At 41.4% G+C, this 13,909-nt stretch carries 15 protein-coding genes and 1 pseudogene; 13 read left to right on the top strand and 3 right to left on the bottom strand.

Annotated features, from left to right (window positions below; translation table 11 throughout):
- Positions 1-128 precede the first annotated feature (128 nt).
- From QF041_RS03740 to QF041_RS03695, 10 genes are all read left to right on the top strand, one after another.
- Complete coding sequence (locus tag QF041_RS03740) at positions 129-788, top strand: TetR/AcrR family transcriptional regulator (protein WP_307412056.1); 660 nt, start codon at positions 129-131, stop codon at positions 786-788.
- A gap of 599 nt (positions 789-1,387) precedes the next feature.
- Positions 1,388-2,392 carry a glycoside hydrolase family 43 protein gene (locus QF041_RS03735; protein WP_307412052.1) on the top strand — a complete coding sequence of 335 codons (1,005 nt, stop codon included), beginning with the start codon at positions 1,388-1,390 and terminating at the stop codon, positions 2,390-2,392.
- A gap of 384 nt (positions 2,393-2,776) precedes the next feature.
- Positions 2,777-3,613, top strand: a complete 837-nt coding sequence (locus QF041_RS03730; protein ID WP_145148156.1) for an alpha/beta fold hydrolase — start codon at positions 2,777-2,779, stop codon at positions 3,611-3,613.
- Positions 3,614-3,757: 144 nt separating this feature from the next.
- Positions 3,758-4,024, top strand: a complete 267-nt coding sequence (locus QF041_RS03725) for an RNA polymerase sigma factor (RefSeq protein WP_307412046.1) — start codon at positions 3,758-3,760, stop codon at positions 4,022-4,024.
- 369 nt (positions 4,025-4,393) lie between these two features.
- Positions 4,394-4,651: a histidine phosphatase family protein gene (locus QF041_RS03720; protein WP_307412043.1), complete on the top strand. Its 258-nt coding sequence runs from the start codon at positions 4,394-4,396 to the stop codon at positions 4,649-4,651.
- Positions 4,623-4,820, top strand: coding sequence for a histidine phosphatase family protein (locus QF041_RS03715; RefSeq protein WP_307412040.1), 198 nt, complete (start codon positions 4,623-4,625; stop codon positions 4,818-4,820). Before QF041_RS03720 ends, QF041_RS03715 begins: the two co-directional genes overlap by 29 nt.
- Before the next feature lie 252 nt (positions 4,821-5,072).
- Positions 5,073-5,831, top strand: coding sequence for a formylglycine-generating enzyme family protein (locus QF041_RS03710; RefSeq protein ID WP_307412038.1), 759 nt, complete (start codon positions 5,073-5,075; stop codon positions 5,829-5,831).
- A gap of 475 nt (positions 5,832-6,306) precedes the next feature.
- The gene (locus QF041_RS03705; RefSeq protein ID WP_307412035.1) at positions 6,307-7,233 is read left to right on the top strand and encodes a DUF2268 domain-containing putative Zn-dependent protease; all 927 of its coding nucleotides are present in this window, start codon (positions 6,307-6,309) and stop codon (positions 7,231-7,233) included.
- On the top strand, positions 7,208-7,966 hold the full coding sequence (locus QF041_RS03700; RefSeq protein WP_307412032.1) for a MerR family transcriptional regulator: 759 nt from the start codon (positions 7,208-7,210) through the stop codon (positions 7,964-7,966). The genes QF041_RS03705 and QF041_RS03700 overlap by 26 nt, the downstream gene beginning before the upstream one ends.
- Before the next feature lie 197 nt (positions 7,967-8,163).
- Positions 8,164-8,700: an AAA family ATPase gene (locus QF041_RS03695; protein ID WP_307412031.1), complete on the top strand. Its 537-nt coding sequence runs from the start codon at positions 8,164-8,166 to the stop codon at positions 8,698-8,700.
- A 303-nt stretch (positions 8,701-9,003) separates the two neighbouring features.
- Here the strand turns inward: QF041_RS03695 and QF041_RS03690 are convergent, their stop codons facing one another.
- The gene (locus tag QF041_RS03690; RefSeq protein ID WP_307412028.1) at positions 9,004-9,456 is read right to left on the bottom strand and encodes a hypothetical protein; all 453 of its coding nucleotides are present in this window, start codon (positions 9,454-9,456) and stop codon (positions 9,004-9,006) included.
- A gap of 620 nt (positions 9,457-10,076) precedes the next feature.
- Between QF041_RS03690 and QF041_RS03685 the strand changes: the two genes are divergently transcribed.
- A complete protein-coding gene (locus QF041_RS03685; protein WP_307412024.1) occupies positions 10,077-10,337 on the top strand; it encodes a hypothetical protein in 261 nt (86 codons plus the stop codon).
- 429 nt (positions 10,338-10,766) lie between these two features.
- A pseudogene (locus QF041_RS03680) lies at positions 10,767-11,464 on the top strand (Type 1 glutamine amidotransferase-like domain-containing protein).
- Positions 11,465-11,680: 216 nt separating this feature from the next.
- Here the strand turns inward: QF041_RS03680 and QF041_RS03675 are convergent.
- Positions 11,681-12,292 carry a GNAT family N-acetyltransferase gene (locus tag QF041_RS03675; RefSeq protein WP_307412021.1) on the bottom strand — a complete coding sequence of 204 codons (612 nt, stop codon included), beginning with the start codon at positions 12,290-12,292 and terminating at the stop codon, positions 11,681-11,683.
- Positions 12,293-12,406: 114 nt separating this feature from the next.
- Positions 12,407-12,901, bottom strand: a complete 495-nt coding sequence (locus tag QF041_RS03670) for a TetR/AcrR family transcriptional regulator (RefSeq protein WP_307412018.1) — start codon at positions 12,899-12,901, stop codon at positions 12,407-12,409.
- Between the two features lie 274 nt (positions 12,902-13,175).
- On the opposite strand from QF041_RS03670, the gene QF041_RS03665 reads away from it, so the two are divergent.
- Entirely contained in the window at positions 13,176-13,421 is a 246-nt protein-coding gene (locus tag QF041_RS03665; RefSeq protein WP_307412015.1) for a hypothetical protein, read from the top strand.
- Positions 13,422-13,909: the final 488 nt, after the last annotated feature.

Raw genomic sequence — 13,909 nt, 5'->3', positions numbered from 1 at the left:
AGGAACAAAAAACATAATATCATGGGAGTTGAATAAAGTAAACAAAAAGCATTTAAAGTGTCTATTTAGTATAGTTTGTTTAAAATGATGATTATGAGATATAATATAATTTATAAGGGGGCAGTTAGATGGAACGGCAGATTGAAAAACAACATCAGATGAGGCAAAAGCTTACTAATAGATTGTTATTACACGTTAGAAAAAATGGGTTTCAAGGTTTGAAAATGGATGAAATCTCAAAGATTATGGATATAAGCAGGGCGACTTTATATAAATATTTCTCTACCAAAGAAGATATTATTTCGTTTATTGTGAGTACATTTGTCGAATATATCCACGAAATTATTGAAGATTCTGATGCTGATCAAGTTTTTGTTCAGCGATTTCAGCAAACATTTGAACAAACCATCTTATTAAAAGAGTTCATCACAGACATTTTCTTAAGGGAACTTGAAAATAGTTATCCTGAGAACTATGAGCGACTAAAAGAAGCCATGAAGCAACGAGAATATCAGGAATTGGCTTTTTATAATGAAGGAATAAAAGAGGGTTTTTTTAATAAGATTGATGGTAGGCTTATCATTATGCAAGATGAGATTCTAAGTAACGTTTTAGATGTAAAGTACCTGATGGAGAACCATTTGACAGTGTATCAGGTGTTATTTGACTATTACAATCTAAAGAAATTTCAGTTGTTTAAACCTGATAAAATTAAAATGATGGATGACAACTTGATGATCCCTAGAATTGAGTGCATGGCCCAAAAAATTTCAAAAAACTTATATTAATCTTAGCAATTTGGATTATCTAATTTTCTATCGGCTGCACAACATTCAAAGTCGCTCATTTAGCGGCTTTTTTGTTTTATCGGTACAAGTGCTTGTCCCGAGCCAAGGACAAGAACATAGTACGATTGCCGATTAGGCTAATATCCAATTGTTATTTTGCCTGTTAATTCATTGCGATCCAGAGGAGAAGAAATAATATGTGCGACAAGACAACGCAAAAAAAATCACTTCATTGTAGAATATAAGAATTATGAGATAGGCGGGAATTGTACATTTTTTCGGGGAAAGATCTTTATTATGTGTATAGGAAAGAATAAGCGGGGCTTATACAATAACATTAGGGATTGTAAACGCTTGCTTTGAATTCTAAGGATGCAATCAATGAATTACCGTAATCGCCAGATATTTGAGCGCTATTCCTGGACCGAGCGCGGGAATGCCTACATGCTGGACGATGAGGCGCCTCCCGTGTTCGCGTGCCTCAGCCAACGGCTTCACCGGCATCTACCTGGGGCTGCGCGCCTCGGGCAACTGTACAGATAAGTCAGCCCTGCTTATTATGAAGGATTCTATTATTCCAATACCAAAGGAGATGCCTTATGAATCAACAACAACAACAACAACTACCTAAGCCCCACCAGCCGCTCGTAACCCACATCTTCACTGCAGACCCGTCCGCCCATGTCTACGAGGGCAAAATCTACATCTATCCTTCCCATGACCTCGATCATGACGAGCCGAGCAACGATAACGGCGACCAGTATAAAATGGAAGACTATCATGTCCTCTCGATGAACAACTTCGATTCCCCGGTGGTCGATCACGGCGAAGCGTTGCATCTGAGAGATATTCCGTGGGCCTCCAAGCAGCTCTGGGCACCGGATGCCGCTTATAAAAACAATACCTATTACCTGTTCTTCCCAGCACGGGACCATGACGGCATCTTCCGTCTGGGTGTGGCAACATCAGAGTCTCCGGCAGGCCCGTTCACGCCGCAGCCAAATTATATGGAAGGCAGCTTCAGTATCGATCCAGCCGTACTGGTGGATGACGACAATCAGTCATACATCTATTTCGGCGGACTCTGGGGCGGCCAGCTGGAGAAATGGCAGACCGGCAGCTTCGTTCCAGATGCAGAAGGACCGGCTCCTGACCAGCCAGCGCTTGGACCGCAAGTTGCACTGCTTAGTGACGATATGCTGTCCTTCCAGGGCAAGCCTGCCGAGATATCAATTGTCGATGAAGACGGGAATCCGATTCTGGCCGGGGATGAGGAACGGAGATATTTTGAAGGCCCATGGATGCATAAATATAACGACTATTACTACCTGTCCTACTCTACAGGAACCACGCATAAGCTCGTATATGCGATCGGCAAGAACCCGATGGGACCATTCACGTTCAAGGGCGAGATTCTCTCTCCAGTTATCGGCTGGACAACCCACCACTCCATTGTGCAAGTTGAAGATAAGTGGTATCTGTTCTATCACGACAGCTCCCTGTCGGAAGGCGTCAACCACAAGCGCTGCGTTAAATATTCCGAACTGAAATACAACGAAGACGGAACGATCCAGAAGATCAATCCTTATCCGGGTGGCGAGTAAGCTGGCGAGTTAGCGGAAACAGATAGGATTACAAAATAAGGCATAACATGAGGCAGCTCCTGACGGGGCTGCTTTTTTGATAGGAGGATCAGTTGTGTTACTCAAACTTGAAGAAAATCTCTGCTGAACAAAGAATATTTTTACTGTGAGACTATGTGTAGAACAGGAGAAAATGATTCTTTCTATTGAGGACCATTACCATTAATCATAAGAGATCACTTTTTATTGATTGGTTTAGAGTTGCAGGAGAAAGGAGTGTAGAAGTTTCCAATTTACAATGAACGATTCTATTTAATTCTTGGGTACGATTGACAATAGTAGATTGCATATGTAGCATTTGAATAGTAACAATTAAACGATCATAACTAAACGGAGGGATTTTCCATGGCTAAAGTAAACGTAGGCGAAGAGAATGCACAACCAATTGAACTGTATTACGAAGATCATGGCGAGGGGAAACCCATCATCCTTATTCATGGCTGGCCTTTGAGTGGGAGATCCTGGGAGAAACAAGTACCTATCCTGATTGAAGCGGGCTACCGTGTTATCACGTATGATCGTCGTGGTTTTGGTCAGTCTTCCCAACCTTGGGATGGTTATGACTACGATACTTTTGCATCTGATTTACATAAATTGATTTTGCACCTCGATCTGCGCGATGCTACACTGGTTGGGTTCTCCATGGGAGGCGGCGAAGTAGCTCGCTATATCGGAACATATGGAACGGAACGGGTTTCCAAAGCTGTATTTGCAGGCGCTGTTCCTCCTTACCTGTATAAGTCCGAGGACAATCCACAGGGAGGATTGGACGATGCAACGATTGCTGAATTCCAAAATGGGGTTAAGGGTGATCGTCTAGCCTTCTTGGATGGATTTACAAATAACTTTTTCGCTGCAGGAGATCGTACAGACCTTGTGAGCGAACCGTTCCGTCTATATAACCGGGATATTGCTGCTCTGGCATCCCCTAAGGGTACCCTGGATTGCATTGCTGCCTTTGCTCTTACCGATTTCCGTCAGGACCTGGAGAAATTCAATATTCCGACCCTGGTTATTCATGGCGATTCCGATGCCATTGTGCCGCTTGAAGTCAGTGGACAACGTACACATGAATCTATCCCTGGCAGCCGGCTTGTTGTTGTAGAAGGTGGACCACATGGCTTTAATGCGACACATCCTGAAGCATTTAATGCAGCGTTGATCGAATTTCTGAAGAGCTAAGCTTGGATTAAAACTGGTTAGAAAAACATACGAAATAAAAAAAGAGCAGGACACCCTTTTGGAGTAGGGGGGTCCTGCTCTTTCAACGATTACAGAAATTCGACTGTATCATGTTGTTCCCGGACAATCCTGGTTGTATCAACCTTGTTGCGCAAGGAAGCGACCGCTTCTTCACTCCATGACGCAAGGACTGCCGACCAAGCCAGCTTGGATCCGCCGAAAAATAGTCCTGCGGAGATAATGGAACGCCAGCTGTTTAGCCAACCACTGAGTCGGGTGCTCGGAAAGCTGAATGCAGTAGAAGGGAACTTGCTGGTTCTGCGCATTTTTGAAGAAAAATCAACTGCAGAAATAGGTGAAATCCTGATCAAAAGCCTGGAAGCCGTCATGAAAAAAGTACACCCGTACTGAGTATGTAAATACTAATGGTAAAGTAATGCAAAAAGAATGCTCCCAGGGATGCTGGCTAGATGTAAGAACGATGAATGAAGATTTAATACGTATCTATGTGGAAGATAAGTCTAAATGGGAGACAATTCTATTAGATAAATTATATACATTCAGTTTTAGTAGGACTAAAGATGGTAAACTTGAATTGGATGAAATTGAATGATTTATATTTGAAGGAAGATTGAGGGGCAAATTAAAGAAAACATAGAATCTCTGATGTGATCTGTTTTTGAAGATACAAATGTAAACCCTTTAAAAGTAGAAGTCGCAATATGTGGTACTATTTGTTTGGGCAATGATGGGGAAATTGTAGTCATTAAGGGGGCAGGTATGGCGACCACAATAGGTCTTATTAGACATGGGGTTACTGAATGGAATAATCTTAGCAAGGCTCAAGGAGTATCTGATATACCGCTAAACGAAGAAGGGATAGAGCAAGCAGCTGCACTGGCAAAAAGACTTTCAAGCGAAGAATGGGATGTTATATTCTCCAGTAATCTTACGAGAGCTAGGCAAACTGCCGAAATCATTCAGCAATGTTTAGGAGTACCCGTATTCAATGATGAACGTATTAGAGAGATTAATTGAGGGCACCACCGAGGAAGAGCGTATCACTCGTTGGGGAGCAAATTGGCGTGAGCAAAACCTTGGTATGGAAGATTTCAAAGTGGTCGCAAAGCGAGGTCTAACTTTTCTCGAGAAACTGATTAAAGAATATGTTGATAAAAGAATATTAGTGGGCATGCCAATTATATAACTGTACCAAACACCTTTAGCTATTGTGGACTAAGCTAACGGGAAACGTTAGCTCAATAAAACAAAAAAAGCAGCCGATCATTGTGATTGGTTGCTTTATTCAACTAACGGATAGGATACTTTCAAGATTAGACGCGGTGAACCACACTAAAAGTATCGACGAGTTTATCGTCGTTAGCAACTATTAAGCAGGATAATACAGTTTTCTGGGTCGAATTTGGTTGGCGGTAAGTTAGAATGGGGGGGATAAGATATGGAAAAGTACGGAAGTGACAAGGTACGTTTTCTAAAAGAAATAATGGATTTGATGGTACCCATAGAAGGCGGATCAATTGAACTACGCGATTTTCTTAATACAGATAAATGGCTTAGTACTGATTACACTTTATCTAACCCAGGAAGTAGTAAAAAGACTATAACGTGGACTGAAGCTATAGAGCCATTCCATGTAATGAAGTATCCAGTAACACAGCAGTTATTTCATTTTGTCATGCATGAAGAAGAAATAGAGCCGATTGTGAGTAAGCTGCCAATTACGGAAGTTTCGTGGATGGATGCTATCGCTTTCTGTAATGAGTTATCGAGAAAGCTTGGCAGGATGGAATGTTACACAGTTACAAACGAAAGTGAGAACACAATATATCACAAAATAGCGAATGGATTTCGATTACTGTCAGACGCTGAATGGCAGTATGCGTGCAAAGCAGGATCAACGGGATATCGGTATGCAAGAATTGATCAAATTGCATGGTATCAAGGAAATTCCAATGGATCTGTTCATAAAGTAGGACAGTTGCTTCCTAATCCATGGGGACTTTATGACTTGATCGGTAACGTCTGGGAATGGTGTTGGGATCTATATGATGCTGAACGATATGGGAACTATAGAGTTTTCAGGGGAGGCAGTTGGGCTGAAGTGGAGAACAATTGTGGTTCTACGAGTAGAAGGAAAAGCATGCCCAATTTCAAAATAGATGATCTTGGTTTTAGAATAGCACTTACAAATCCTTGAGAAAACGACACATCGAGTATGCTCAAGTCGTTGAGCTGACGGTAGGTGTTCAACTATCGGGAAACTATAGCTTACTGATGACCCGAAGGCAGCCGACGACTAAGATCGGCTGCGCTAACGGGGGCAGGGTAATTCAATATCTTTGTCTTCATAATGCTTATCCACTTTAACAAAGATGAGAAAACAGTTTAATGAGTAAATTTTGCCAATGCAAGTCGCTAGCCCGTTAGGCAATCCTGCACACATGAGACTTATGAAAAGTAAATTTGAGGTGGGAGATAGTACCATTAGGATATTAGATTATTCACGTTAATTTTTGTTTTAATCTTTTACGACTACTTATGCTAGGATATTGAACTAACGGGTAGGATAGTTTTAAAAACATGTACAATAATTTTGATTCAAGGCTCTTGACTATGACGTTAGGTCATAGTACATAATTCTCTCTAAGAATATATAACTAGGAGTGAGAGAGATGAATATAAAATCATTGCGTTCAGATCATATTTATCAAAAAGTTGCCCAAGCTTCGCCCGAGGAAAAGCTTGAATTATTCAGAAACGAAATGATGGCTCCCTTTATGAAACAATGGAAAATTCAACAAATCCCTTTTAGAGCTGAAGAAGCGAATGATTTTGACGTTATTACGTTTAATAGTATGATGCATCGATCCCCTGATCAGATTACCCAGCAGATTTCACCTGAGATAGAGTTGATTTCTTCAGATTCTTTTTGGTTAGAGTGTGAGCACGCTGTAAGGAAAAGCCTCCGTTTATTTATAGAACATGAAATAAGTCTCCCCGTATCTGATTATTTGTTTACCATTCAACTAGGGAATCCGGAAAACCGTGCCTTAACAATAAATGAAGGATATAGCGGCTTTGGGGGAATTCCCGGGTTTATCTGGGGTACACTCTTGCCAAATGAGTACACGGTTCCTCGAATGCAGGTTGCGCTGGCGCACGAATGCAACCATAATGTGCGATATCAATTTATTCAGTGGGATCACACCATTAATTTGGGCGAGCTCATTGTAAGTGAAGGGTTAGCTGAAAACTTTGCTACGTTCATGTTTGGAGAAGAATTGCTCGGCCCTTGGGTAACGAAAACAAATGCAGAAACACTTAACAGGTGCATTAAGCCTGTGCTCCGGAAGCAATTGCAATTAACGGGGTTTGATCAAATTGCCCCTTATCTTTACGGTGACGAGATCGCAGAACTTCAGAACTTTAAACCGGTCAATATGCCCTATAGCGGCGGCTACGCTTGCGGATATTATTTAATTCAGTATTATTTAAGAAAAACAGGAAGAACGATCTTTGAGGCAACAATAACGCCTGCTGCTCAAATACTAGACGAAGTAAAAGGATTTTGGGATGAAGAAACCATTATTAGCGGTTAAAGATATTGTTCAGATAACAGGCATTACAGCTCGTACCTTGCATTATTACGATAGAATCGATTTATTTAAACCGACACATCTGACGGAAAAAGGGTATCGTCTATATGATCGAAGCAGTTTGGAAAAACTTCAAACCATTTTATTATTAAAGGAATTGGAATTTTCATTGAAAGATATTGCGGATATTTTAAAGCTGAACAAGCAAGAACAGAAACAAATATTAAAGAAGCAGAGACAAACTTTATTATCGAGAAAACAAAGACTGGAAAACATCATGACTGTCCTCGATGAATTCGTTTCGGGGAATGATATTAGTAATTTGAACATTTTAAACCGTTCTTCCGTTTTGCCATTGAAAGAACAGTACGCCAATGAGGCAAGATTCATTTATGGCGAAACAGAGGCGTACAAAGTATATAGTGAAACCATGGGAAATTTATCAGTAGATGAAAAAGAGAAACGTTTTTCCGAGATTGAAGAAATATATAAACAAATTACGTGTTGTATCCATCAGGATCCTTCCTCCGATGAAGTGCAGCGATTAATCGAAGAGTGGAAAGAAAATCTAATGCAATTCATGACATGCGATGCAGAGTTACTGGCTTGCATTGCCCATACCTACAAATTTGATGCACGGTTCAAAAGCTACTTTAATCAATATGGTCATGAGGATTTAGCAGATTTTCTTTACAGCTCAATTATGCTAAATATCAATCGGGAATCATCTCAATGAATGGTTAATGCTTGATAGTCACTCCCTATGGTAGGTTGGACCATGACGATCGTCTATGTGGCATGGTCAGCTGCCTTTATTCAACTAAAGGGCAGGGTAGCGTAATAAATGAATATATCTATAATCGACCTTTTTTCGATTTTTCTTATCAACTATTATGTTTATATAATAACTTAAAGGAGGGTGGTTTTACGTTAGTGGAAAATCCAAACATCATACTCATTACAGGAATAATGGCCAGTGGAAAATCTACCGTAGCACAATTACTGTCCGAACAATTTGACAAATCGGTGCATTTACGAGGTGATATTTTTCGCAGAATGATTGTAAATAACCGCAAAGAGGTTCGTCCAGATTCAGAAAGTGACGAGTTAGATCAGTTGAGGTTACGATACCAGCTCGCCGCCCAATCAGCGGAGATGTATTATAAGGCGGGATATACAGTCGTTGTTCAAGATGTTGTCATCGGACCATTACTTACTGATTTCATCTCGTTTATTAAGAGCCGGCCATTTTACTTAGTCGTGCTTTGTCCAAACTCTACAGTGGTTGCAACGAGAGAGGCTACGCGGGCAAAGAAGGGTTATGGGATTTGGAGCGTAGATGAGTTGGATCGCGTATTGCGAAATGAAACTCCACGCTCGGGTCTTTGGTTGGATTCATCTGATTTGTCCCCTAAAGAGACGGTTAAAGAAATAATCATGCGACTACAAAACGAGGCGTTGATAACATAAACGATGACGCTAACGGGAAACGATAGCTCAATAATACAAAGAAAGCAGCCGATCAATGTGATTGGCTGCTTTTGTTCAACTAACGGGCAGGTTAGTGATATCAATGGACCTCAATTAATTAGTTGAGAAGGAATCCCATGCCTAAATTGATGCAAATGAAACACGGGGCCGAACAACACGGCATCAGACTGTGGATTTCCTCTTCACACCTTTATTAATATATACATTAAATCATTACATAAAATTAAGTGGGGAGCTGTGAAGTAGATGAACAAGTATAGCATTTAAGTTCTTCTAAATTGATTAAGATGTGCCTGCTTGAGCCGAACCGTTAAAGGATACAGGGCCTAGAATAGTTACAGGAGTTTCTGCAGCACTTGCAACATACATGGTATAGCGAATCTGGCCTGTTACAACATTAGATACTGGTGGGAAGTCGCCAGCGGTAAAACTAAAGAGTCTAGTGCCTGGGCCAGAGGTTAAATCAATTGTTGAATTGAAGATTAGTAATCCTGAACCGAATATACCAGTACCTCCTCTTTCAACATAGATATTGACTAAGTTTGTTGCAGATCTAAAAACCCCAACTGTTCCCCAAAGTAAAATACGCACATCACTTTCGTTTGGGGTTCCTATTGCAGCGACAGTTTGCAGACCGATATCACCCAGTAACGTAGGGGTTGTTACTAAGGTTGTAGTACCCGAACTAAAGGTATTATTAAGGGACATGCGTGAATCTAAAAATTGAATAGGCATACTTTACACCTCTCTTTCTTCTATTCTTACTTTATGCCAACAAATATTAATTGCTTGGACGCAGATTCATAGAGGCAGGTTAATCCACTTTATTAAACTAACTGGAAACGATAGAAGCTCAATAAAAACCAAGAAAGCAGCAGACCAACGTTAAAGTAACCCCTTAAAGATAGACAAATATTATTATGCAACTTGTTCGGCATGAGCTATGTATTGTACCGGGCTCATGCCTAAAGAATACAGGTTCCACCAGGACCGCTGGGATTACCGAACACTGAACCGTTCAATCCTTTTAATGCTAGTTCATATGTACCTGGTCAAGTTGTTACTTATGAAGGTAGTTCCTATGTTGTCGATACTGCCGACCCTTTAGGAATACCAGGCACATCTCCAGATTTTACATTGCTAGTAAGCATTGGCTCGACTGGAGCCACTGGAGAGACAGGGGTTATAGGAGCTACTGGAGCTACTGGAGTCACCGGAGCTACTGGATCAATTCAACAGTTTCAAGTATCTGAAAACACACCCAATACGACAGGAAGTTCGTCTATACCGATAGTAGCTGCACCAACAACATTACAGACCATAATGATGACAACAATTCCATCAGGGAGTAGAGTTTGGTTAAAGGGATCGTTGGTTGGCAGGCAACTGCGGGCTCCACAACACTACAATTCCAAATTCGTCGTGGGGCAACTATAATATTTAGCATTAATCAGAATGCAGTTGCTAACAATGCATTTGGAGCAACGAGTGTTAATCATGTTGATGTAACACCTGGAACGGGTAACATTACCTATACTTTAGTTGCTCTAACCACATCAGGTGGAGCAAACGCCATAGGAGCAATTACGTTTACAGGGGCATTGATTCAGCCGTGAATAAACGGAAGCTTGATAGGTTGTTTAAGTCGCTAATTTAGCGACTTTTTTTGCTTGAGGGGTACAAGTGCTAATCCCCCTTAATGACCACACCAGCACAATTGTCTCTTTTCATTGTTCTACTGGTCAGATGTCCAAGCAATCCCTAAGCAAAATTTGTCGAGGGACAAGAACATGGCCCCATTAAAGTCGCTATTTTAGCGACTTTTTTTATTTTATCGGTACAAGTTCTTGTCCCAAGCCAAGGACAAGAACTTGTACCGATTACCGTATTGGACAAGAACATGTTCCTATTGCCGGTTAGGCATATATCTAATCGTCATCTTGCCCTTCAATTCATTAAACTAACGGGCAGGATAGTTCAAAGAGGGGTTGTTTATTATTTGTAGAACTAATTACTTATTACTTTTTTATGAAAGGAGTACATAGATGAGACAAATAATTGCTCTTGGTGGTGGAGGATTCTCAATGGAACCAGATAATCCATTGTTAGATTTGTATATATTAAAACAAGCAAAGAAAGTTAAGCCGCAAATTTGCTTCATCCCTACTGCAAGTGGAGATTCTGATAATTATATATCAAGGTATTATAACTTTTTTAATCAGCAAGAATGTAAACCATCTCATTTATCTTTATTTGAACCTCCGACAAGGGATTTTGAGAGCTTTATTTTAGAGAAGGATATTGTTTATGTTGGTGGAGGAAATACTAAAAACCTTTTAGCTTTGTGGAAAGAATGGGGGTTAGACAGTATTTTAAGAAAAGCGTGGAATCAAGGCGTTATTTTAACTGGGTTAAGTGCAGGTTCCATTTGTTGGTTTGAAGAAGGGGTTACTGACTCGTATGGGGATGGACTTGAACCAATAAAATGTTTGAGTTTTTTAAAGGGGAGTAATTGTCCGCATTACGATGGAGAAATAGAAAGAAGACCTGCATATCACAAACTTATTGAATCAAAAAAATTCAATCAGGGATTGCTACAGATGATGGGGTTGCTATTCATTACAAAGAACAAGGAATTAGTAAAATAGTTAGCTCAAGACCTAACGCTAAGGCGTATAGTGTTTCCTTCGAAAAGAAGGTTATAGAGACAGAACTTCAAACAGAATTTTTAGGTTCTTATTGAACTAACGGGAAACAATAGCTCAATAATACAAAGAAGCAGCTGATCAATGTGATCGGCTGCTTCTTTGTTCAACTAATGGGCAGAATAGTTCAATCGGTTCTCGGGTATTTTATAGTTTGGATAATTTTAAGAACCTAGTAAATATAACTTTTATCTGAAAGATACGCAGATCTTATAAATGTTGTCGGCGCAAGTTGTTCAAGCTTGTTGTGGCGTTTAGGCCTTCTCGAAACACAACGAGACCATGTGATTGATACCTGATATACGGGCCTGCCTGGGAGATAGGGACTTGCGTTTGTACTCCGTGAACCCCAGCTTCTCATACAATCGGATGGCCGGGACATTGGTATCGGCAACCTCTTCTATGAGATAGTTACGGTACGGCAAATGAACCAGCATATGTTTAATAACTGCCGAAGCCGCTCCTTGGCCGCGGAAGGATAAGGCAGTACCGATAAACTCGACCGATCCCGTTTCGGCCGGCGGGTCGACAAACGGCTTTTGGAACTCCCTCTTCAGAATGAGTGCCGCCATCGAACCCTTGAACCAACCCAGATGCCTGCGGAGCGGTGCGCTCTGAAGTTCTAGGGAGAAGCTCTGACAGTCCGTGCATGCGCCGAAGGCCGCCACCCGATCGCCAGCGAGAGCCACATAAAATTGATCTAGCACGAACATATGGGCGAACGCCTTTGCGGTGACATCTCGGTCTTTAGAAAAATACGTGAGCCACTGCGAGAAGCCGTCGGCGAAAATCTCCGCCATCTGGTTTCTGACCTCTACACCCGCGTGGTCTGCGCGGACAACCTCAAATGCGCCCGAGTACTTCATAACATTTCACCTTCCTTTTCGAGTACTAAGGTCAAGAGCGATCTCGACGGCATCGTGAATTTTTCCTCCAGCATCACCTTCATCATCGCCAGCCCCTGAATGGAAGAAAAGAAATTATTGAGCCATCTCATAAGCGTTCCCTTCACGTAGCTTTCCCTGTCGCTGTCCTTGGACGATGAGCGCGGCAGTCGCTTGCAGTAGGTCGGTATTGATCTGCTTGAGAGCCGCTTTCCGACCGTCCGTCTCCGTGGAGAAGAAGGATTGCGACATCAGCAATAAGAGGTGTCCCAAGTCATCGCCGGAAGACAGATCGAGATACACCTCGTTCGCGAACCGTGCCAGTTCCTCAGCAGGCTCATCGCTGATCTGAAATTTCCCGATCAGCGTCTCAAGTCCGGTCATGGCAAACTGCACCAGTTCCTCGAATAGCTGATCCTTTGTTTTGTAATGGCGGTACAGCAGACCGGTGCTAATGCCAGCCTGATCGGCAATATGCTGCACATTGGTGGAGCCGTATCCTTGACGAACAAACAGCCGCATCGCCGCTGTCTGAATTTTGGTGCGGGTTGCAAGGCGCATAGCCTCGTATTGCTCAGGTGTACGGGGCACTTTGGAATCTCCTTTATTGAATGAATTTTAATTCATCATAAAATCATTGAAGCCAAATTGTCAATGTGTAATGTGGATTTGGAGTAGGGAGCGGTAGACGAGCCGGTAGACCAAGCATCTCATGAGTTGAATGAAAAAGCAGATGAAATGAATAAAAAGTATGAAGCTAAATCAGAAGAGCTCAAAGGACAGATAAAGCAAATCATTATAGATTATATTGTTCCCCCACATAATGAGCGAGCTATTTCAATGTATTCGTAGCAGTGTTGAGGTGATGCGTACAGCTGCTGCTAGTGGTTTCGAGCAAACACTGATACCGATCTCAGCGTGTATCAACGATTTAAAAGCGAGGAGTGTTCCTGCTGATAATGAGCAGTTAAAGCAATTAGAGGCGAATTTGAATGACCTTACTCAAAGAAGGGACCAAGCTCTTCAAATTTACGATACTCAATTAACTCAAATCGATAGCCAAAGAAACTCTTCAATAGAACAAATTAAAGCGCAAATAATGCAGCAATAAACGAGCCAACATATCATTAATGGGATAGGGCGCAGGAACATGTGGGATTGAGCCATCTGTGGTTGACTGACCGAGCAGCTAATGGACTCCTCCGGGTTCTTCAAAACTGGAAGTGGGGATTCATCAATTACTAGGGGGCAAGTCACTAAGCCACAGTTTCAATTAGCAAGAGATACATGTCGAGGCACAAGAACATTATTCCATTCAAAGTCGCTATTATAGCGGCTTTTTTGTTTTAAGGAACCAAGTTCTTGTCTCAAGCTGAGGACAAGAACATTGTGTCATTGCGGATTAGATTGTTATCTAAATTTTATAATGACGGAACTAATGTGCTGAGATAAGGCTCAAATCGTTTTCTAAAGGGAAAAACTCTGTTCCATTTGGAAGAAGAGTGGGAACAAGGTGTCACTGTCTAATCTAATTATTTGATCTGTTTCATTAAATTGACCATGTGATATGATAATTAACGGTTTTTTTTGTTGTTGTAG

Origin of the sequence: Paenibacillus sp. W2I17, assembly GCF_030815985.1 — a bacterium.
GTDB lineage: Bacteria > Bacillota > Bacilli > Paenibacillales > Paenibacillaceae > Paenibacillus.
This window is presented reverse-complemented; position numbering and strand designations above follow the sequence as displayed.